Genomic DNA, 20,776 nt, shown 5'->3' on the forward strand with positions numbered 1-20,776 from the left:
TCATGGGAGTAGCCGGATTTGTCGGCTTAATTGCCTCTGCTCCCTATCGGATTAAAAGGATCACGTCGTTTCTAGATCCGTGGTCCGACCCCTTGGGAAGCGGATTTCAAATTATTCAATCGCTTTATGCCATAGGCCCTGGCGGTTTGTTCGGACTTGGTCTTGGTGAAAGCCGGCAAAAGTTTTTCTACCTGCCAGAACCGCAAACCGATTTTATTTTCGCGATTCTCTCGGAGGAACTGGGCTTTATTGGCGGCTCATTCGTTATTCTTTTATTTGCGCTTTTATTATGGCGCGGGATCCGTATTGCCTTAGGAGCACCTGACTTATATGGAAGTTTTCTAGCCGTCGGAATAATCGCAATGGTTGCGATTCAGGTTATGATTAATATAGGTGTTGTTACAGGACTGATGCCGGTTACGGGGATTACCCTGCCATTCCTAAGCTATGGAGGATCTTCCTTGACACTTATGCTAATGGCAATCGGTGTGCTCCTGAATATAAGCCGCTATTCAAGATATTAAAGAGTACCCTGTTGGTTGACAGGGTCTTTTTGTTTGTTTCTAATTTTCTTTTTTCATTACAAATAGATAACATTCTTTTTTCGATAGCTTTTTTCATATAATTTTTATAGTAGAATGTGTTTAGCTGACTTTTACGAGGTGAGAAATTTGAAAATAGCGGTAAGCGGCGGCGGTACAGGAGGTCATATATACCCTGCACTTGCACTTATTCGAGAAATCCAAAAGGAAAATAATCAAGCCGAATTTCTATACATAGGTACAAATAATGGTTTGGAGAGTAAACTTGTTCCCAGGGAAAATATCTCTTTTAAGTCTATCCACATTACAGGCTTTAAGAGAAAGCTATCCTTTGAAAATGTGAAAACGATTTGGCGGTTTCTTAAAGGAGTAAGAGACAGTAAAAAAATATTAAAAGAATTTAAACCGGACATAGTGATTGGGACAGGCGGATATGTTTGCGGACCGGTTGTCTATGCTGCTGCCAAGATGCAAATCCCTGCAATTATCCATGAGCAAAATAGTGTTCCCGGCTTAACAAACAAGTTCTTGAGCCGTTACGTCAGCAAAATTGCCATTTGTTTTGATGAAGCGAAGGAGTTCTTCCCTAAAGACAAAGTAGTCTTTACAGGTAATCCCCGCGCATCTGAGGTTATTGGTACGGATGGCATTAAGGGGCGGCTTTCTGCGGGTTTGAGCACAACTGAGCCTTGTGTCCTAATAGTTGGCGGGTCGAGAGGGGCGAGGCCTATAAACGAGGCGGTTATTAAGGCGATCCCTGAGTTTGCAGGTAAACCATATCAGGTGCTTTATGTAACCGGTGAAGTGCATTTTGAAGATGTTAAAAAAGAAGCTGAATTGATTGGAAACCCCAAAAATGTCGTCATCAAACCTTTTATTCATAATATGCCCGAAGTTTTGGCAGGGACTGATTTAGTGGTAGCAAGAGCAGGGGCTACCACATTGGCAGAGCTCACTTCGCTTGGAATACCTAGTATTTTAATCCCAAGTCCGTACGTAACGAATAATCATCAAGAAAAAAATGCCAGGTCACTTAGCAGTCATGGAGCTGCACAAGTATTACTGGAAAAGGATTTAACCAGCGTGGCCCTTGTTAAGGAAATAGATCGAATTTTGCTAAATAAAGATATCCTGAAGGAAATGAAACAAAAATCCAGGGAAATGGGTGTTCCGGATTCAGCCGTTAGACTTTACAAAGTGATGAGGAATCTGATGAAATAATGGTAATCATTAGTAGCCCAAATTATTTTTTTGGCATAAACTAAAACGATATGTAAGTTAGGAAAGCTAGGTGGTATAAATTGGTTGAAGCTGTAAAAGAATTGCAAGAATTAAATATCGGAAAATTGAAGATAAATGAACCTCTTGCCCATCACACCACAATTAAAATCGGCGGTCCCGCTGATATATTTATTGAACCTTCTTCTGTTGAAAATTTGCAAAAGGTAATGGAAGTTATTAGAAACCATCACTTAAATTGGCGGGCTATCGGCAGAGGCTCCAACCTTTTAGTGTCAGATAAAGGAATTGAGGGAGTTGTCCTTAAACTGGGCAATGGCATCGATTCGCTTGAGATTAATGAAACTGAAATAACTGTTGGCGGTGGACATTCACTTGTTAGTCTATCTACCCTAATTAGCAAAAAAGGTCTATCCGGTCTGGAATTTGCTAGCGGAATTCCCGGTTCTGTAGGCGGGGCCGTGTACATGAACGCTGGAGCGCACGGGTCTGACATCAGCAAGGTTCTTACAAAAGCCCATATCCTATTTTTGGATGGTTCAATGGAGTGGCTTTCTAATGAGGAGCTAGAGTTTTCTTATCGGACCTCCATTCTGCAGAATAAACGTCCGGGTATTGTCGTCGAAGCTGTATTTCTACTCGAGGCAGGAGAAAAGAACTCGATAGTAGCCCAGATGCAAAAAAACAAAGATTACAGGAAGGAAACTCAGCCTTGGAATTTTCCGTGTGCAGGCAGTATTTTTCGGAACCCGCTGCCTAATTACGCCGGAAAATTAATTGAAGTAGCAGGCCTTAAGGGCTTTAGTATTGGCGGTGCAAAGATTTCCGAAATGCATGGGAATTTTATTGTCAATGCCGGCAATGCCACGGCAGGGGATGTGCTTGCCTTAATTCAACATGTTAAAGATACGATTTACCATTTATATCAAATAAAAATGGAAACAGAAGTTGAAATCATCGGGAGAAAATAAGCAAGGCCGCCTGTGGTATTTTCCTGACATTAGTTCCAAAATTTTACCCTTATTTTGAGCAAGAAATGTCTTACGAATGACAAATATTGTGATATAATTACTGGTAATATTATAGGGGAAATGCGGTAGAAAATGAATGACGGCATGACTTTTCGTGCCGTTGTTTCACTTTCTTAGAAGCGTCTTCCAATGTTTTGGACAAGCAGGACAATAATAAAGGGAAACCACTTTTTATGGTGGAGGAATTATAAATGGAAAATGGAAAAATAGTTGCTCTAGAGGATCGAATTCCTAAATTAAAAGAACAAAGGCGGAAAAAAGCAAACAAAAGGCTTGTGCTTTTATTGTTTTTGTTTTTTACGATGATAGCAGCTGTTGCTTATACACAATCACCGTTAGCCCATATAAAAAAGATTACCATAAAAGGAAATGAGGTATATTCCCAAGCCGAAATCATCAAAACAAGCGGCCTAACGAACAGCACGAACATTTGGGAAGTCAGAAAGGATACAGTAGCCGCCAACCTGAAACGGCTATCTGAGATTAATAGTGCAGAAGTGAAGGTTGTATGGCCGAATTCAATCATAATCCAAGTAAAAGAACATAAAAGGATGGCTTACCTATACCAAGACAATGCCTACCTTCCGGTGATGGAGAACGGAAAAATCCTAACCAATAAAAAAACTGATATGATTCCCAGCAATTCTCCGATTCTAGTTAAATTCGAAGAAGGACCAGTCCTCGATGAAATGGTTGAAGGGTTAAAAAATCTTCCGGTTGGAATTGTGAACTCCATTTCTGAAATTCATTACACTCCGAAAAAAACCGACAAATATCATATTACTCTTTTTATGAATGATGGTTTTGAGGTAAGTGCCACACTTAGAAGCTTTGCTGAAAAGATGGTCCACTACCCTTCCATAATCAGCCAGTTAGACCCAAATAAAAAGGGCATTATTGATTTAGAGGTAGGTTCATATTTTAAGGCTTTTGATACGGAAGTGGAGGAAAATAAAGTTGAAAATCATGAAGGTGAAGGGTAATCATCTCGTCTTATCCCTTGTCTGTTTAGTTTTGGGGTTCATCATGGCATTCTCCTATCATTTAACCCAATTGGAACATGAATCGGAAAGGACAAGCCTTTCTGATAACCAATATAAAACAACCTTAGCCTTACGAAACCAGTTAATTTCGCAGGAAGAGGAGAATCGAAAACTGCAAAAGGAACTGCGACAAAAACAGGCCAGTGTCACAGAAAACGAAAAAAACCTAGCAAAGGAAGCACAGGTATTTACCAACCTTGCCGAGGATGCAGAAAAATACAGAATGTTTTTAGGTAAGGTAAAGGTTACTGGAAAGGGAGTAAAAATTACTCTGACTGATGGGGCTTACAATCCGAAAGAACAGAATATAAACAGTTATTTGGTTCATGAACATCATGTTTTCAAGGTGATCAATGAGCTTTACATATCGGGAGCGGCTGCGGTTGCGATAAATGGCCAAAGGTTAACGAGCCATTCTTATATTAACTGTGAGGGTCCTGTCATAACGGTTGATGGAGTGCAGCATCCAGCCCCTTTTGTCATCACAGCTATCGGAGACCCTGAGGTCCTTGCTTCATCTATTAACTTAGTCGGCGGGGTGAAGGATCAGCTGGTTAACGATAATATTATTTTCACATTAGAAAAAGAAAGTGAAATTGCTTTAAACCCTATTCTTGGCGGTTAATAATGTGTCCACGAGTATATATGAGAAGGCTGGGTGGAAAAAGTGGACAAACGGAAAATGAAAATAAACTTTACGCTGATTGCGGCGATAATTGGTTTTATGATTGCAGTCCAATTTCAAACGGTAAAAAAGCCTGAGGACAGGGATACAAGGGATATTTGGCAGCTTAGAGAAGCCTTGTTAAAGGAAAAGGAGCTGCAATCTAATTTATTGAATGAAATTCGATCAAATGAGGAAAAACTATCAGCCTATAAATCTAAAAGAGAGCAAAGCAAAGAAAAGGCTCTGCGTGACACCCTAAATGAATTAAAGACAGACGCGGGCTTAACAGAAGTAACTGGCCCGGGAATTACTTTAATGATTGAACCTGTCATGGAAAATATTCAACTTGGGGAAACGACAAAGAATGTTGTTTCACCGGAACTCTTGAAAAGACTGTTAAATGAGTTAAACATGTATGAAGCCAAATATGTTTCGATTGATGGCCAAAGGGTTATTAATACGACTGTTATCCGGGATATCAATACCGAAACCAAAATTGATGGCCATACCATAAAGGAACTGCCAATCGAGGTAAAAGTAGTCGTCAATGATCTTAGTACGGCTGAAAAATTATATAACCGAATGAAAGTTTCCAAAGCGAGAGACGAATTTTTTACGGAGAACTTAAGGCTCGATGTCAATGCACCAAATCCGGAAATAACAGTCCCAGCTTATCAGAATCCAATTCGCATCCGGTATATGGAGCCGGTTAAAGAGGGGAGCGGTTCCTAATGTGGCTTCCGGTCATGGGATTAATAATTGGAATTATTCTAGGCTTGCTGACAGAAATTCGGATTCCTGAAGAATATTCCAATTATTTGTCGATTGCTGTCTTAGCTGCACTCGACACATTATTCGGAGGAATCCGTGCCTATTTGCAAAATATTTATGATGAAAAGGTCTTTGTTTCTGGATTCTTTTTTAATATAATACTTGCTGCAAGTTTAGCTTTTCTCGGTGTTCATCTTGGTGTAGACTTGTATTTAGCAGCGGTTTTTGCGTTTGGCGTAAGGCTTTTTCAAAATATTGCTGTAATTCGTCGAATTTTGTTAACGAAATGGTCAACAAAGAAAGAAAAATTAGAAAAAAGTTGAAAATTTTTAAAGGGAATCATTTAGTTTTGACGAATATTTTTATAAGATATGACTATGAATAATTCATTTGAACAAATAAATTGTTGTTCAATAAAAGGGAAATTAAAGGAGGTGCCAGAGAATGAACAGCAATGAAATATACGTAAGTCTTGACATCGGTACATCCAGTGTAAAAGTAATCATTGGTGAAATGGTCAATGACTCAGGAAAAGGCTCGTTAAATATAATTGGAGTTGGCAACGTAAATTCTGAAGGCTTGCGCAAAGGCTCAATCGTCGACATGGACGACACCGTTCATTCTATTAAAAGGGCGATTGAACAAGCGGAAAGAATGATTGGAATGGAAATTCATGAGGTTGTTGTCGGTATACCGGGACACAATATCATGATGCAGCCTTGCCACGGAATTGTAGCAGTCTCTGGTCAAAACCGGGAAATTACGAACGATGACGTTGCACGTGTTATTGAAGCATCCTATGCTGGTTCCATACCACCTGAGAGAGTGAATATGGGGGTTATCCAAAGGCAATTTATTTTGGATGGAAAAGATGAAATCAATGACCCTCGCGGGATGATAGGTGTCCGCCTTGAGATGGATGGAACACTTGTGACCGGATCAAATTCAGTTCTGGCAAATATCATTCGCTGCGTTGAGCGCGCCGGACTTCAATTTTCAGATATTATTCTTCAGCCTTTGGCAGCGGGAGATTACGCTTTATCAAAGGATGAAAAAAATCTTGGCGTCGCCATGATTGATATGGGCGGCGGCTCGACTACAATTGCGGTTTATGAGGAAGGCTATTTAAAAGCTACAAGTGTCATTCCTGTAGGTGGGGATTTGCTCACGAATGATCTATCTAAAGTGCTGCACACATCCACGGAGGATGCAGAAAATATAAAATTAAAATATGGACATGCATTCTATGATCATGCATCTGAAGATGAATTTTTCAGTGTACCGATTATCGGAAGCGACCAGCATCAACAATTTAATCAGCTTTATGTATCAGAGATTATTGAAGCCAGAATGGAAGAGATTTTTGAGCTTATAGCAAAGGAATTAAAACGCATGGGCGTGTCCGACCTGCCAGGCGGTTTCGTGTTAACGGGCGGAACAGCCAATATGCAGGGGTTACTGGAACTTGCTCAGGATATGTTTAAAAATCCCGTCCGCATTGCCCGTCCCGATTATATAGGTGTAAGAGAGCCTCAATATACAACAGCGGTTGGCTTGATAAAGTATGCTTACAAGAATGCTAGATTACCAGGGAGCGTGGCGAGCCCGCAATCCGCAGTTTCAGAGCCAGTCGAAAAGAGGGCCCCGAAGCAGCAGCAGCCAAAAACAAAAGTAGAAAAGCATCCGGAAGAAAAAATGACTTCAAGAGTAAAAAAATTCCTTGGATACTTTTTCGAATAAGCTAAATTGAAAAGGATATCGAAGAATTAGGAGGATTTTTCATGTTAGAGTTTGATACAAATTTAGATTCTCTTGCCACAATAAAGGTAATCGGGGTTGGCGGCGGCGGTAATAATGCAGTAAACCGAATGATTGAGCATGGTGTGCAAGGTGTGGAATTTATTGCAGTGAATACAGACGCACAAGCGTTAAATCTTTCAAAAGCAGAAGTAAGAATGCAGATCGGCGCTAAGCTAACCCGTGGTCTTGGGGCAGGGGCAAACCCTGACGTGGGCAAAAAGGCCGCTGAAGAAAGCAAAGAGCAACTTGAGGAAGCATTGCGCGGTGCGGATATGGTGTTCGTTACAGCCGGTATGGGCGGCGGTACTGGTACTGGTGCTGCACCTGTAATTGCTCAAATTGCCCGTGATTTAGGCGCTTTGACAGTAGGAGTAGTTACCCGTCCGTTTACGTTTGAAGGCAAAAAGCGGGCTACACAAGCCTCCGGCGGAATCGGCTCAATGAAAGAGGCAGTGGATACACTAATTGTGATTCCAAATGACCGCCTGCTTGAAATTGTAGACAAGAGCACTCCAATGCTTGAAGCATTCCGTGAAGCGGATAATGTTCTTCGCCAAGGTGTTCAAGGTATTTCCGATTTGATTGCCGTGCCTGGTCTTATTAACCTGGACTTTGCCGATGTTAAAACGATTATGTCGAATAAAGGTTCTGCTTTAATGGGTATCGGTGTATCTGCAGGTGAAAACCGTGCTGCAGAGGCGGCGAAGAAAGCCATCAGTTCTCCTTTATTAGAAACTTCCATTGACGGTGCTCAAGGGGTCCTAATGAACATAACCGGCGGAACGAACTTAAGCCTTTATGAGGTTCAAGAAGCTGCAGACATCGTTGCTTCTGCTTCCGACCAAGAAGTTAATATGATCTTCGGTTCTGTCATCAACGAGAACCTTAAAGATGAGATCATCGTAACAGTAATTGCTACAGGCTTTAAGGAAGAGGTAATCCAGCCAAAGGTAACACGTCCAACCTTTGGACAAGTTAAACCTCCAGTCGGCGGCGTCAAGAGAGAGCCAAAACGCGAAGAAGCACCACAACAGCAGGCTCCACAACAAGAGCCAGCTCGCAATAATAACAATTACCAGGAAGACACACTCGACATCCCAACCTTCCTGCGCAACCGCAACAGAAGACGATAATAATTAATAAAGATAAATGAAGAAGGTATGGCCTGAATATAAAGGGCTGTACCTTTTTTTTATTTGAAATGTTGAAGCCCTATTACGATCACTTGGTTGATGGCAGCGGAAGGCACGAAGACTCCTGCGGGAGTACGGGACAGGGGAGACCCCACAGGCGCTTCAGCGCCGAGGAGGCTCCCCGAACCGCCCGCGGAAAGCGAGCCCCTGGAGCGCAAATCAACGAACTGGTTTACTGCATTATTAAAAATAAGAATCCATCTGACAAAATCCGAATAGAATAGGGAAAATTTCTGTTTTTTTGATTACAGAAAGTGACACACTTCAGACATACATCTAAGGTATACTTTTCCATAATCAGAATAATAGAAAGGGCCTTGTAGAAGGAGGAAGCGTTTTTTGATTGTCTATTTGGATGTGATTTGGGCTCTAAACCTGCTATTTGATAGTCTTCTCCTTTTTTTAACGGCTATTATTCTCAAAAGAAGGATTCGGCTGTGGAGAATCTTTGCCGGGGGATTCATTGGTTCACTGATCATTCTATTATCTTTTACGCCAGTAAATGCCATCTCCGGCCACCCGCTTTCAAAACTGTTATTTTCGATTGTGATGGTCTTAATAGCCTTTGGGTATAAGCGTTTGTCCTTTTTTATAAAGGCATTGATGACGTTATATGTGTCAACTTTTTTAATTGGCGGCGCATTAATGGGTGCTCATTTTTTTATCCAATATGACCCAAAACTTACCGTCGGTGTTCTAAAGTCGAGTGTGTTGGGATTTGGCGATCCGATTAGCTGGCTGTTTGTCCTTATCGGGTTTCCTGTTGCGTGGCACTTTTCAAGAAAAAATATTGAAAGCATAGAAATGACAAAAATTCAATACGATCAAATTGTAACTGTAACCGTAGTGATTGAGGAACAAACTTTATATTTGAAGGGCTTAGTCGATAGCGGCAATCAGCTATATGACCCTCTGTCAAAGCTACCTGTCATGTTTGTTTCTATTAAGAATCAATTTGATAACATGTCGGACCTAATTAAGAAAATGGCGGCGGACCCTGAAGCACTTGTATTAGGCAATTCTGAGTTCCCCGAAGAGTGGCAGAGCAGAATGAGAATTATCCCTTACCAGGTAGTAGGCCAAACCTCTCAGCTCATCATTGCGGTTAAACCCGATAGGATATTGATTGAACATAATGGTTTCGAATACTTGTGTGATAAGGGGCTGGTAACATTTACACTTCAGCAGCTTTCATCTGATGATGTATTTCAGTGTATTGTTCATCCAAAAATGCTAACCGGGCCAAGGCAGAATGGGGAAACAGTGAAGGTAAGTTAATATTACTATACTCAGAAAAACAAAATTTTAGAAGGAGGAATACACATGAAAAAATGGAGACTTCGCTTATCCTATTATTGGTATAAACTATTAATGAAATTAGGTCTAAAAACAGATGAAATATATTATATTGGCGGAAGCGAAGCCCTGCCGCCTCCTTTAACAAAAGACGAAGAAGAAATGTTATTAAAGAAACTGCCTGGCGGCGATAAGGCGGCAAGATCGATATTAATCGAGCGAAATCTCAGACTCGTAGTCTATATCGCCAGGAAGTTTGAAAATACCGGCATCAACATTGAAGACTTAATCAGCATTGGGACAATTGGCTTAATTAAGGCCGTTAATACATTTAACCCGGAAAAGAAAATTAAACTGGCTACATACGCTTCAAGATGTATCGAAAATGAAATTCTCATGTACCTTAGACGCAATAATAAAATCAGGTCAGAGGTTTCCTTCGATGAGCCGCTTAATATTGATTGGGACGGCAATGAGCTGCTTTTGTCAGATGTTTTGGGAACGGATGACGACATCATTACAAAGGATCTTGAAGCAAATGTGGACCGAAAACTGTTAACCAAAGCATTGCATCAGCTGAGCGACCGGGAAAAGCAAATCATGGAGTTAAGGTTCGGCCTGACAAATGGGGAAGAAAAGACACAGAAGGATGTTGCCGATATGCTTGGCATCTCCCAATCCTATATATCAAGACTTGAAAAAAGAATTATTAAAAGGCTCCGCAAGGAATTTAATAAAATGGTCTAAAAGACAGAGAATAGAAAAAATTTTTTCCATAAAAAAGCTTTGAAAAATATTGCCTCTAATGCATTTTTCGACAATAGCTGACTTTTCCTTCCATTCATCAAGTGCATATTTTTCCTCCTCAAGGAGATACTGTTTTTTGTACAGCAGCTCTCTCGAGGAGGGAAAAGAATTGACTCGAAATAAAGTAGAAATTTGCGGTGTAGATACATCAAAACTTCCTGTACTGAAAAACGAAGAAATGAGAATACTCTTCAAGCAAATGCAAGAGGGCGATATAACCGCCAGAGAAAAGCTAGTAAACGGCAATTTACGCCTCGTATTAAGTGTCATCCAACGGTTTAATAACCGGGGCGAGTTTGTTGATGACCTGTTTCAGGTTGGCTGTATCGGACTGATGAAGTCTATCGATAATTTTGATTTAGGTCAAAACGTGAAGTTTTCCACCTATGCCGTGCCGATGATTATTGGCGAAATCCGGCGCTATTTGCGTGACAATAATCCGATCCGAGTATCTCGCTCTCTAAGGGATATTGCTTACAAAGCACTCCAGGTAAGGGAGAGGCTGATGAGTGAAACCTCTCGGGAACCGACTGCTGAAGAAATCGCGAAGGTCCTGGAAGTACCCCATGAGGAAATTGTCTTTGCGCTAGATGCAATACAAGACCCGGTATCACTTTTTGAACCGATTTATAATGATGGCGGGGATCCAATTTATGTAATGGACCAGCTAAGCGATGAGAAAAATAAAGATATCCATTGGATTGAAGAAATCGCCCTTAAAGAGGGAATGAGAAGATTAAACGAACGAGAAAAATTGATTTTGAGAAAGCGTTTCTTTCAGGGGAAAACACAAATGGAAGTTGCGGACGAAATTGGCATCTCCCAAGCGCAAGTATCCCGCTTAGAAAAAGCAGCAATCAGACAAATGAATAAGAATATCCAAAGCTAAGCTGCCTTTTAAAGGCAGCTTATTATATTGCCGGGAAAGAATATTTTCTCGGTAATTTTTTTGTTTAAATTAATGGATTGTTTCTGCTAATAGGCCTGTTGATTTCCGCTCCGGGCACTCGCTTTCCGCGGGGAGGTCCAGGAGCCTCCTCGGCGCTGAAAGCGCCTGCGGGGTCTCCAGTGACCTCTCTATCCCGCAGGAGTCGAGTGCCCTCCGCTCCAATCAACAGACCTATTGAGACATAAAAGGCTATCATAAGGACAGCTTAATTTTTTTCCTTTCTAATTTAGCAAATACAGGCATATATTTTTTATAGTATCGTAAGATTGGGAGTGGTTGTTTAATGGTTAAAATTTCTGACTTTCAGATAAAAGATGTTGTGAATGTTTCAGATGGCAAAAGACTAGGGAATGTTGGAGATATAGAAATTAATTTAACGACAGGAAAAATAGAAGCGGTTGTCATTTCCGGAAACGGGCGCGTGCTTGGCTTTTTTGGGAAGGACGAAGATATAGTGATCCCGTGGAAAAACATTATCAAAATTGGTCAGGATGTCATCTTGGTCCGCTATAAAATCAGCGATGAAAAAATAACGGAAGAAGAGTAGCCTTTGCATGAAATAAAACTGCTTCGGTGACCAATGCCCGGTTTCATGGTAAACTATAGAAAAAAGTTCAGAGGTAATGGAATGGAACCATTTATTATAAAAAATGAATCTTTATTAACCATCGACGGTTGGATGAATAGCAACCCCGGCCTTGTTGCCGGAATAACAACCAAGCTGGGGGGACAAAGTAAAGGCAGCTTTGAAGCCCTAAATCTCGGCTTTCATGTTGGTGATATTTTCAATGATGTTTGCTCAAATAGAATGAAAGTTTCCGAACTACTTGATTTTCCATTAGATTCATGGGTTAGCGCTGAGCAAACACATGATATTTTCCTGCAAAAAATAACAAAAGCAGATCGCGGGCGAGGGTCTATTTCCTACGAACAGTCTTTTAAGAGCACGGACGGCTTCTATACTAGTGAAGAGGGAGTATTGTTAACGCTCTGTTTTGCCGACTGTGTCCCTCTTTTTTTTATTGCTCCCGAATATCGGATGATTGGGGCGGCGCATGCTGGATGGAAGGGGACGGTAGGACAAATTGCCTGTGAGATGATAAAAAAATGGGAAGAGGAAGGCATCAAAGCTGAGAAGGTTTTTGTCGCAATCGGTCCATCAATCTGCGAAAAATGTTATATTGTGGATGAACGTGTCGTTAACTTGGTTGAAAATATACTAGAAGATGTCGATAGAAAACCCTATAATTTAATTAGTGAAGGTCAATATTCATTAAACCTAAGGGAATTGAATAAGCAGATTCTTGTCAAGGCAGGAGTACCAATGGAGAATATAATCGTAACCGATTATTGCTCAAGCTGTAACAACCATTTGTTTTTTTCCCACCGGAAGAGCCACGGCAAAGCCGGAAGAATGTTAAGCTTTATTGGCTGGAAGGAGAATTAGAACCGCTTATGAGAGTAGCAGCAAAGTATGAACTTATTAGACAGCAAATAAATGAAGCGTGCGAAAAGACAGGCAGGAAACCAGATGAAGTAACTATAATTGCCGTTACAAAATACGTCAGTACCCAAAGGGCGCAGGAAGCGCTTGATGCAGGCATTCAGCATCTTGGCGAAAACCGGGACGAAGGAATGCTTGAAAAATGGGAAGTTCTTAAGGACAAGCCAATTTGGCATTTTATTGGAACCCTGCAAACACGAAAGGTAAAGAATATTATCGATAAAGTGGAGTACATTCATTCCCTTGACCGTCTTTCTTTGGCACAAGAAATAAATAAACGTGCCAATTCAAAAGTAAAGTGTTTGGTACAGGTTAATGTAGCAGAAGAGGACTCAAAGCACGGTTTAGCGGTTGAAGAAGTGATCGACTTTATTAAATCACTCGGCTCCCTAGAAAATATTATTGTTGCTGGTTTAATGACAATGGCCCCACTCACAGACGATGAAGAAGTCTTGCGTGATTGTTTTCAAAAACTTAGAGAACTTCGTACTCAAGTTCAATCCTGTCACTTAGACTATGCTCCTTGTTCAGAGCTGTCAATGGGGATGTCTAATGATTTTGTCATCGCCATCGAAGAAGGGGCTACGATGGTAAGAATAGGTACAGCGCTTGTTGGTGAAGCTGGTTAGGAGAGTTGATATGACAATTAAATCTAAACTAAAAACATTTTTCTTTTTAGACGACGACAACGATGAGCAAAATGAAGATTATAGTGAGCCGAAGGAACCAATAAAGCAGAAAAAACAGCCGTTAAAAAGTCATAATGTAGTCAGCCTGCAAAGTGTGCAAAAGCCACCTGTCCAAGTAAAGCCCTCAAAGCTTATTTTGGCGGAACCGCATTCCGAATCTGAGGCAACCGAGATTGCCGACCATCTAAAAAACCGCCGTCCGGTGGTGGTGAATTTGCAGCGGATTGATCAAGAGGAAGGCCGGCAGATCGTTCATTTCTTAGGAGGAGTAGTATATGCTCTCGGTGGGGAAATCCAGAAAATTGGCGCCAATATTTTCTTGTGCACCCCGGATAATATGGAAGTATCGGGGAATATTTCGGAACTGCTCCCTGACCACGAAAATATGAATACGAGGTGGTAAAGAGATGTTTTTTGTTATCGGTTTAATACAAAAACTCATTTGGGCTTACTCGTGGGCATTAATTATTTACATATTGATGTCCTGGTTTCCGGGTGCTAAAGAATCTGCGATCGGTCAATTCTTAGCAAGAATTTGTGAGCCATATTTGGAACCATTCAGAAGGATTATTCCCGCAATCGGCATGATTGACATTTCTCCGATTGTCGCATTTCTTGTGCTCAACTTTGCAACACGGGGCTTAAGCTATGTAGCTGTCTGGCTCTCATAATAATTAAAAATAGGTTGGTTTTTAGAGCATGAATATATATCAGCATTTTCGTCCAGAAGAACGGGATTATATTGACCAGGTCATGCAGTGGAAAAACACTGTCGAACTTCAGTATGCCCCGAAATTAACGGACTTTCTTGACCCAAGAGAACAGCATATCTTAAAAACGATCATCGGTGAAAATGGTGATGTAAAATATCAACTCTTTGGAGGATGGACAGGGGCAGAACGAAAAAGGGCTCTTCTTTTCCCAGAATATCTAGTCCCAGCTCAAGAGGATTTTCAAATCAGCTTGTTTGAAATTGACTATCCAAAGAAGTTTGTCAAAATTGAACATCCCAACGTCTTAGGCACATTGATGTCGTTGGGACTAAAACGTGGGAAATTTGGCGATATTCTTGTCGATGATGGGCAAATCCAGTTCTTGGCAGCCAAGGAAATCGGCGGCTATATCAGCAGTAATCTTGAATCAATCGGTAAAGCAACAGTTCATTTAATCGAGAAGCCGCCCGAAAACATAATTTCTCCTAAAGAATTATGGGAGGAACATGAATTAACAGTATCTTCATTAAGGCTGGATACTGTTATTTCTGGTGTTTATAATCTTTCCAGGCAAAAATCGCAAAACTATATTGCCGCAGGCCTAGTTAAGGTCAATTGGACTCAGATTGAAAGCCCGGCCTTTGTTTGTGAAATTGGCGATATGCTGTCGGTCCGGGGCCATGGAAGGGTAAGATTGTCCAGTATTGACGGAAAAACAAAGAAAGAAAAATGGCGAATTTCTGTCGGAAGACAAAAATAATTTATTTTCTTGCAGGATTTTCGAAAAACTTGTCGAATATTCACATTTACATATATTGCACAGATTGTTGGAGGTGGCATCATGCCGTTAACGCCGTTAGATATTCATAATAAAGAATTTAATAAAGGATTTAGAGGGTATGACGAGGATGAAGTAAACGAATTTCTTGACCAGGTAATCAAGGATTACGAACTTGTCTTAAGAGAGAAAAAAGAATTGGAAGAGCGCTTAACTGACCTGCAGGAACGTTTAGGGCATTTTACAAGTATTGAAGAAACACTTAATAAATCGATTGTGATTGCCCAGGAGGCAGGGGAAGAAGTAAAACGCAATGCGCAAAAGGAAGCGAAGCTAATCGTCAAGGAAGCGGAAAAGAATGCAGACCGTATCGTTAACGAATCCCTATCTAAAGCGAGAAAGATTGCTCTGGAGATAGAAGATTTAAAGAAGCAGTCGAAAATTTTCCGCACCCGTTTCAAAATGCTGATTGAGGCACAGCTTGATATGCTGAATACTGACGATTGGGATCACCTTTTAGAGTACGAACTTGATGCTACCGAGCTGAAAATCCACGAAGAAGAGGATTCATTAGCTTGACGAACAGCTATTTAGTAGCATATAATTTCTTAACAGATTAATTGAATGAAAATGACGAAGACAGGGACAGTACAATTTTTCAAAAAAGCTTATTAGCGAGTCGGGGATGGTGGAAGCCCGATAAAGCCGAAAGATTGGAAAATCACCCTCGAGTTCCGAGGTCGAACCTCTAAATTTAGAACAGTAGACTAAGGCGTGTATTCACGTTACGAATTCGCAAGAGGATAGAATAAGACAGTTCTATCAATCAGGGTGGTACCGCGGGAATAAAACCTTCTCGTCCCTTTTTTGGGATGAGAGGGTTTTTTTATTTGCAAGAATGTCAATTCTGTTCAATAGAAAGGTATTGGAGGAAATAAAATGGAATACAAAGACACGTTATTAATGCCGCAAACGGATTTCCCAATGCGCGGTAATCTTCCGCAAAGAGAACCGGATATGCAGGCAAAATGGGAAGAAATGAATATTTACCAAAAAGTACAGGAGCGCACTAAAGGGCGTCCGATGTTTGTTTTGCATGATGGCCCTCCATATGCAAATGGTGACATCCATATGGGCCACGCCCTAAATAAAATCTTAAAGGATTTTATTGTCCGCTATAAGTCAATGAGCGGCTATCATGCCCCATATGTGCCGGGCTGGGATACGCACGGTCTGCCGATTGAACAGGCTTTAACCAATAAAGGGGTTAAACGGAAAGAAATGTCCGTAGCTGAATTCCGCCAGCTTTGTACAGAATATGCGCTTGAGCAGATCGACAATCAACGAATCCAGTTTAAACGTCTTGGTGTCCGCGGTGATTGGGAGAATCCATACATCACTTTAAAGCCTGAATACGAAGCCCAGCAAATTAAGGTTTTCGGAGAAATGGCGAAAAAAGGTTATATCTATAAGGGATTGAAGCCAGTATATTGGTCTCCGTCAAGTGAATCCGCTTTGGCTGAGGCAGAAATTGAATATAATGATAAACGTTCACCGTCCATTTATGTTGGTTTTCCGGTGAAGGATGGCAAGGGAGTTCTTGATACGGATACGGAAATCGTCATCTGGACAACAACCCCATGGACCATTCCTGCCAACTTGGGAATTTCGGTTCATCCTGAGCTAACTTATGTGGTTGTAGCGGTAAATGATAAAAAATATGTTGTCGCTGAAAGCTTATTGGAAAGTGTAACGAATGAAATTGGCTGGGAAGAAGCAGCCGTTCTTAAAAAGGTAAAAGGGGCTGATCTGGAATATGTTGTAGCCCGTCATCCACTTTATGACCGTGATTCTCTTGTCATGTTAGGCGAGCATGTGACAACGGATGCTGGTACTGGCTGCGTTCACACTGCTCCTGGTCACGGGGAAGATGACTTCCATGTTGGTCAAAAATACGGCTTGGATGTCCTTTGTCCGGTTGATGATAAAGGAAATATGACAAATGAAGCACCGGGATTTGAAGGGTTATTTTACGACGAGGCCAACAAACCGATTTCCCAAGCCTTAGAGGAAAAAGGAGCTTTGTTAAAGCTTACATTTATTACCCACTCCTATCCACATGACTGGAGAACAAAGAAGCCGGTTATTTTCCGGGCAACTGCACAGTGGTTTGCGTCCATTAAAGATTTCCGCGAGCAATTGCTCGAAGCTGTGAAAGAAACCAAATGGGTGCCGGCTTGGGGCGAAACAAGGCTTTTCAATATGGTCCGTGACCGCGGCGATTGGTGTATTTCCCGCCAGCGCGTCTGGGGTGTGCCAATTCCGGTATTCTACGCTGAAAATGGTGAAGAAATCATTACTGACGAAACAATCGAACACGTTTCTAATTTATTCCGCGACAATGGCTCAAACATTTGGTTTGAGCGCGAAGCAAAAGACCTGCTTCCGGAAGGGTTTACGCATCCTGGCAGCCCGAACGGCAAGTTTACGAAGGAAACCGACATTATGGACGTTTGGTTCGACTCCGGTTCTTCCCATCAGGCGGTACTGCTTGAAAGAGAAGACTTGGTGCGCCCTGCCGACCTATATCTTGAAGGTTCTGACCAATACCGCGGCTGGTTTAACTCCTCTTTATCTACTGCAGTTGCTGTCACAGGCAAGGCTCCATATAAGGGAGTATTAAGCCATGGATTTGCTCTTGATGGTGAAGGTCGAAAAATGAGTAAATCATTAGGTAATGTCGTCGTTCCGGCGAAGGTTATGAATCAATTGGGAGCAGATATTTTACGCCTATGGGTGGCTTCTGTTGATTATCAATCAGATGTCCGCGTATCGGATGCAATTTTAAAGCAGGTTGCTGAAGTATATCGGAAAATCCGCAATACATTCCGCTTCTTGTTGGGGAATTTAGCGGACTTTGACCCGGCTGTTAATAAGGTTGCTTACGAAAACCTTCGTGAAGTAGATCAATTTATGCTGGTTAAATTAAATAAGCTGATTAAGAGTGTTCGCAATTCTTATGAAAATTACGATTATGCAGGTATTTACCATGCTGTCAATAATTTCTGTACGCTTGATTTAAGCGCGTTTTACCTAGATTTTGCAAAGGATGTTCTGTACATTGAAGCAGTTGATCATCCAGAACGTCGGGCGATTCAAACCGTTTTATATGAATCATTGCTTGCTCTGACCAAATTGGTTTCGCCGATCCTTTCTCACACTGCAGACGAGGTATGGAAATATATTCCGAAGGTTCAGGAGGAAAGTGTTCAGTTGACAGATCTTCCAGAATATCAGGAACTTCCTGGTGCTAAAGAGTTAGAGGAGAAATGGTCTGCATTCATGAAGCTTCGCGATGATGTCTTAAAGGCACTTGAAGAAGCACGAAATGCAAAGGTGATTGGTAAGTCATTAACAGCGAAAGTAACCTTATACGTAAATGATAATACAAAAGCGCTGCTCGATTCTGTTTCAGAGAACTTGAAACAATTGTTTATCGTATCCGGTTTTGAAGTGGCTGGTGCTTATGATGAGGCACCTGAAGATGCCTTGAAATTAGATACAGCTGCTATTGTGGTCACAAAGGCAGAAGGTGAAACCTGTGAACGCTGCTGGGTAGTGACGCCTGATGTCGGTCAAGATGCGGAGCATTCAACTCTTTGCCCGCGTTGTGCCCAAGTTGTAAAAGAAAATTATTCACACTTAGCGTAAATAGAAAGGGGCTGACTTGTCAGCCTCTTTCATTTTGCTAATAAAAAAGTATAAATTCAACTACGCCTCATGAACCGTCCTATCGGACTCGCCAATCGGTGAGTTTTCATTTATTTTCCACCTCCGTTAATTGTTGTTGCTGATGTCAAATTATTATCCGGGTCAATGGAAAACGATCGGTAATAATAAAACAAATAACATAACGGAGGTATTAACACTATGAATGCAATGCAGGAAAAGCTGTTTCAAGAACTCCGTCAAACAAAAACAGAAATCGAAAGGTCATTAAAGAACAAACAAACAGAGAATTGGTTTACAACTATTTTAGAGGAAGAAATGGCGGACATTGATTTGGCGCTGAAAAAAATCGAAGAAGGAAATTTCGGACATTGTGAACTTTCCGGCGAATTATTACCCCTCGACTTGTTAAATTTGATTCCAACCATTAGAACAGTTAATGATCCCAGCTTGCTTGGCGGCTATTGCAAGAAACCGATCTTCCCCACTCTGTAATTTTTGTTTCATTGTGATATAGCGATTAAGTATGCTAAACTAGGGGAGCAAGTCTAGCTTAAGTTGGAGGTATTTCTTAGTGTATTATTACTTAATCGCCCTATTCGTTATTGTGCTCGACCAAATTACTAAATGGCTTATTGAAAAAAATATGTATATCGGTGAGAGTATACCCATCATTGATAAATTTTTATATATTACTTCTCACCGGAATCGCGGGGCCGCATGGGGAATCCTTCAAGGGCAGATGTGGCTTTTTTATGTCATTACGGTTATTGTCATTATTGCGATTATGTATTATCTTTACAAAGCGGCCAAAGGAAAATGGTTGTTAGGTGTATCTCTAGCTTTCATGCTTGGAGGTGCAATCGGGAATTTTATCGACCGAGTGGTTCGGAAAGAGGTTGTTGATTTTATTCATACCTTTATTTTTGGCTATAATTTCCCTGTATTTAATATTGCCGATTCAGCATTAGTGATTGGTGTTGGATTATTAATGATTCAAATGCTGCTTGAAGAGAGAGCGTCAAAGGAGAAGTCATATGGAGAAAATGGAACACACCATTCTTGAGGAACAAAAAGGAGACCGGATTGATAAGGTAATCTCACGTATGAACGAAGAATGGTCTAGAACACAGGTACAGGATTGGATAAAAGAAGGCAATGTACTTGTGAATGGGAAAAATGTAAAAACAAATTACAAATGCAGTGTAAATGATACTATCGTTATTACCATTCCAGATCCGGAAGAATTGGACGTGGTTCCGGAGGAAATGGATTTAGATATTTATTATGAAGATAAGGATGTATTAGTGGTAAATAAGCCAAAAGGTATGGTGGTCCATCCCGCACCTGGGCACCTTACAGGGACACTTGTTAATGGGTTAATGGCCCATTGTAAGGATTTATCCGGGATCAATGGTGTATTAAGACCCGGGATTGTGCATCGCATTGATAAAGATACATCAGGGCTGTTAATGGTAGCGAAAAATGATTTGGCCCACGAAAGTCTTGTCAACCAACTGGTGGAAAAGTCTGTGACTCGGAAGTATAAGGCGATTGTCCATGGAGTGATCCCTCACGAATATGGAACCATCGATGCTCCGCTTGGGAGAGACCAAAAAGACCGGCAAAGCATGACGGTTGTTGATAATGGCAAGCATGCTGTTACTCATTTTCGTGTCCTTGAGCGTTTTAATGATTTCACGTTTGTGGAATGTCAATTGGAGACAGGCCGGACCCATCAGATTCGTGTCCATATGAAATATATCGGTTATCCGCTTGCAGGTGATCCGAAATATGGACCAAGAAAGACACTCGATCTTAATGGCCAGGCATTGCATGCCGGTTTGCTCGGTTTCGTACATCCAAGAACAAATGAGTATCTAGAATTCGAAGCCCCGCTACCGGAGGATTTTGAAGAACTTCTGGACCGGTTAAGAAATAATCGTTGACAGGATAAATAAATTAAAGTATGCTTACTATAGTTTAATAAGCCTTTAAGTCGGTCCCGTGAGGCCGAGAAGGAAC

23 protein-coding genes and 1 other annotated feature are annotated in these 20,776 nt (G+C 41.2%); all 23 genes read left to right on the plus strand.

The features are described from left to right. The coding region (locus tag KHB02_RS22680; protein WP_241114028.1) for an FtsW/RodA/SpoVE family cell cycle protein at positions 1-524 on the plus strand (524 nt) is incomplete at its 5' end. Positions 525-671: 147 nt separating this feature from the next. Then, positions 672-1,763, plus strand: a complete 1,092-nt coding sequence (gene murG / locus KHB02_RS22685) for an undecaprenyldiphospho-muramoylpentapeptide beta-N-acetylglucosaminyltransferase (protein WP_213140836.1) — start codon at positions 672-674, stop codon at positions 1,761-1,763. An 80-nt stretch (positions 1,764-1,843) separates the two neighbouring features. Further along, positions 1,844-2,752 carry a UDP-N-acetylmuramate dehydrogenase gene (murB, locus tag KHB02_RS22690; RefSeq protein ID WP_213140835.1) on the plus strand — a complete coding sequence of 303 codons (909 nt, stop codon included), beginning with the start codon at positions 1,844-1,846 and terminating at the stop codon, positions 2,750-2,752. Positions 2,753-3,003: 251 nt separating this feature from the next. Continuing rightward, on the plus strand, positions 3,004-3,795 hold the full coding sequence (locus tag KHB02_RS22695; protein ID WP_213140834.1) for a cell division protein FtsQ/DivIB: 792 nt from the start codon (positions 3,004-3,006) through the stop codon (positions 3,793-3,795). Beyond that, a complete protein-coding gene (locus tag KHB02_RS22700) occupies positions 3,779-4,480 on the plus strand; it encodes a DUF881 domain-containing protein (RefSeq protein ID WP_213141307.1) in 702 nt (233 codons plus the stop codon). Before KHB02_RS22695 ends, KHB02_RS22700 begins: the two co-directional genes overlap by 17 nt. 42 nt (positions 4,481-4,522) lie before the next feature. Beyond that, on the plus strand, positions 4,523-5,254 hold the full coding sequence (locus tag KHB02_RS22705) for a DUF881 domain-containing protein (RefSeq protein WP_213141306.1): 732 nt from the start codon (positions 4,523-4,525) through the stop codon (positions 5,252-5,254). Further along, positions 5,254-5,616, plus strand: coding sequence for a small basic family protein (locus KHB02_RS22710; RefSeq protein WP_213116413.1), 363 nt, complete (start codon positions 5,254-5,256; stop codon positions 5,614-5,616). Before KHB02_RS22705 ends, KHB02_RS22710 begins: the two co-directional genes overlap by 1 nt. Positions 5,617-5,737: 121 nt before the next feature. Further along, positions 5,738-7,033 carry a cell division protein FtsA gene (gene ftsA / locus KHB02_RS22715; RefSeq protein WP_213140833.1) on the plus strand — a complete coding sequence of 432 codons (1,296 nt, stop codon included), beginning with the start codon at positions 5,738-5,740 and terminating at the stop codon, positions 7,031-7,033. Between the two features lie 41 nt (positions 7,034-7,074). Continuing rightward, on the plus strand, positions 7,075-8,226 hold the full coding sequence (gene ftsZ, locus KHB02_RS22720; protein WP_213140832.1) for a cell division protein FtsZ: 1,152 nt from the start codon (positions 7,075-7,077) through the stop codon (positions 8,224-8,226). A gap of 399 nt (positions 8,227-8,625) precedes the next feature. Continuing rightward, positions 8,626-9,564 carry a sigma-E processing peptidase SpoIIGA gene (spoIIGA, locus tag KHB02_RS22725; RefSeq protein ID WP_213140831.1) on the plus strand — a complete coding sequence of 313 codons (939 nt, stop codon included), beginning with the start codon at positions 8,626-8,628 and terminating at the stop codon, positions 9,562-9,564. Between the two features lie 45 nt (positions 9,565-9,609). Then, positions 9,610-10,329 (plus strand): RNA polymerase sporulation sigma factor SigE, encoded by a 720-nt coding sequence (gene sigE / locus KHB02_RS22730; protein ID WP_213116408.1) that lies wholly within the window; start codon positions 9,610-9,612, stop codon positions 10,327-10,329. A gap of 169 nt (positions 10,330-10,498) precedes the next feature. Next, complete coding sequence (sigG, locus tag KHB02_RS22735; RefSeq protein WP_149869517.1) at positions 10,499-11,278, plus strand: RNA polymerase sporulation sigma factor SigG; 780 nt, start codon at positions 10,499-10,501, stop codon at positions 11,276-11,278. Positions 11,279-11,621: 343 nt separating this feature from the next. Next, a complete protein-coding gene (locus KHB02_RS22740) occupies positions 11,622-11,885 on the plus strand; it encodes a YlmC/YmxH family sporulation protein (RefSeq protein WP_213116407.1) in 264 nt (87 codons plus the stop codon). 81 nt (positions 11,886-11,966) lie between these two features. Next, positions 11,967-12,785 carry a peptidoglycan editing factor PgeF gene (pgeF, locus tag KHB02_RS22745; protein ID WP_213140830.1) on the plus strand — a complete coding sequence of 273 codons (819 nt, stop codon included), beginning with the start codon at positions 11,967-11,969 and terminating at the stop codon, positions 12,783-12,785. Positions 12,786-12,793: 8 nt separating this feature from the next. Next, complete coding sequence (locus KHB02_RS22750; RefSeq protein WP_213140829.1) at positions 12,794-13,471, plus strand: YggS family pyridoxal phosphate-dependent enzyme; 678 nt, start codon at positions 12,794-12,796, stop codon at positions 13,469-13,471. 10 nt (positions 13,472-13,481) lie between these two features. Next, positions 13,482-13,934 (plus strand): cell division protein SepF, encoded by a 453-nt coding sequence (locus tag KHB02_RS22755; protein WP_213140828.1) that lies wholly within the window; start codon positions 13,482-13,484, stop codon positions 13,932-13,934. A gap of 4 nt (positions 13,935-13,938) precedes the next feature. Then, positions 13,939-14,202, plus strand: coding sequence for a YggT family protein (locus KHB02_RS22760; protein WP_213116401.1), 264 nt, complete (start codon positions 13,939-13,941; stop codon positions 14,200-14,202). 28 nt (positions 14,203-14,230) lie between these two features. After that, complete coding sequence (locus KHB02_RS22765; RefSeq protein WP_213140827.1) at positions 14,231-15,004, plus strand: YlmH family RNA-binding protein; 774 nt, start codon at positions 14,231-14,233, stop codon at positions 15,002-15,004. Between the two features lie 81 nt (positions 15,005-15,085). Next, complete coding sequence (locus KHB02_RS22770) at positions 15,086-15,601, plus strand: DivIVA domain-containing protein (protein ID WP_213116399.1); 516 nt, start codon at positions 15,086-15,088, stop codon at positions 15,599-15,601. Positions 15,602-15,649: 48 nt separating this feature from the next. Then, positions 15,650-15,889 (plus strand) — a binding site (T-box leader). A gap of 72 nt (positions 15,890-15,961) precedes the next feature. Further along, the gene (gene ileS, locus KHB02_RS22775) at positions 15,962-18,733 is read left to right on the plus strand and encodes an isoleucine--tRNA ligase (protein WP_213140826.1); all 2,772 of its coding nucleotides are present in this window, start codon (positions 15,962-15,964) and stop codon (positions 18,731-18,733) included. A 219-nt stretch (positions 18,734-18,952) separates the two neighbouring features. Next, entirely contained in the window at positions 18,953-19,246 is a 294-nt protein-coding gene (locus tag KHB02_RS22780; RefSeq protein WP_213140825.1) for a hypothetical protein, read from the plus strand. Between the two features lie 79 nt (positions 19,247-19,325). Continuing rightward, entirely contained in the window at positions 19,326-19,817 is a 492-nt protein-coding gene (gene lspA / locus KHB02_RS22785; RefSeq protein WP_213140824.1) for a signal peptidase II, read from the plus strand. Beyond that, entirely contained in the window at positions 19,789-20,700 is a 912-nt protein-coding gene (locus KHB02_RS22790) for an RluA family pseudouridine synthase (protein WP_213140823.1), read from the plus strand. Before lspA ends, KHB02_RS22790 begins: the two co-directional genes overlap by 29 nt. Positions 20,701-20,776: the final 76 nt, after the last annotated feature.

This window comes from Neobacillus citreus, assembly GCF_018343545.2.
In the GTDB taxonomy this organism is placed as follows: Bacteria; Bacillota; Bacilli; order Bacillales; family Cytobacillaceae; genus Neobacillus; species Neobacillus citreus.

What these genes read in the sequence shown, in the direction of transcription:
- KHB02_RS22780 (WP_213140825.1), top strand. Translation starts at nt 18,953, where the DNA reads ATGAATGCAATGCAGGAAAAGCTGTTTCAAGAACTCCGTCAAACAAAA.
- KHB02_RS22790 (WP_213140823.1), top strand. Translation starts at nt 19,789, where the DNA reads ATGGAGAAAATGGAACACACCATTCTTGAGGAACAAAAAGGAGACCGG.
- pgeF (WP_213140830.1), top strand. Translation starts at nt 11,967, where the DNA reads ATGGAACCATTTATTATAAAAAATGAATCTTTATTAACCATCGACGGT.
- KHB02_RS22765 (WP_213140827.1), top strand. Translation starts at nt 14,231, where the DNA reads ATGAATATATATCAGCATTTTCGTCCAGAAGAACGGGATTATATTGAC.
- KHB02_RS22770 (WP_213116399.1), top strand. Translation starts at nt 15,086, where the DNA reads ATGCCGTTAACGCCGTTAGATATTCATAATAAAGAATTTAATAAAGGA.
- KHB02_RS22710 (WP_213116413.1), top strand. Translation starts at nt 5,254, where the DNA reads ATGTGGCTTCCGGTCATGGGATTAATAATTGGAATTATTCTAGGCTTG.
- ftsZ (WP_213140832.1), top strand. Translation starts at nt 7,075, where the DNA reads ATGTTAGAGTTTGATACAAATTTAGATTCTCTTGCCACAATAAAGGTA.
- KHB02_RS22695 (WP_213140834.1), top strand. Translation starts at nt 3,004, where the DNA reads ATGGAAAATGGAAAAATAGTTGCTCTAGAGGATCGAATTCCTAAATTA.
- KHB02_RS22760 (WP_213116401.1), top strand. Translation starts at nt 13,939, where the DNA reads ATGTTTTTTGTTATCGGTTTAATACAAAAACTCATTTGGGCTTACTCG.
- KHB02_RS22755 (WP_213140828.1), top strand. Translation starts at nt 13,482, where the DNA reads ATGACAATTAAATCTAAACTAAAAACATTTTTCTTTTTAGACGACGAC.
- sigE (WP_213116408.1), top strand. Translation starts at nt 9,610, where the DNA reads ATGAAAAAATGGAGACTTCGCTTATCCTATTATTGGTATAAACTATTA.
- ileS (WP_213140826.1), top strand. Translation starts at nt 15,962, where the DNA reads ATGGAATACAAAGACACGTTATTAATGCCGCAAACGGATTTCCCAATG.
- KHB02_RS22700 (WP_213141307.1), top strand. Translation starts at nt 3,779, where the DNA reads ATGAAGGTGAAGGGTAATCATCTCGTCTTATCCCTTGTCTGTTTAGTT.
- KHB02_RS22750 (WP_213140829.1), top strand. Translation starts at nt 12,794, where the DNA reads ATGAGAGTAGCAGCAAAGTATGAACTTATTAGACAGCAAATAAATGAA.
- ftsA (WP_213140833.1), top strand. Translation starts at nt 5,738, where the DNA reads ATGAACAGCAATGAAATATACGTAAGTCTTGACATCGGTACATCCAGT.
- KHB02_RS22740 (WP_213116407.1), top strand. Translation starts at nt 11,622, where the DNA reads ATGGTTAAAATTTCTGACTTTCAGATAAAAGATGTTGTGAATGTTTCA.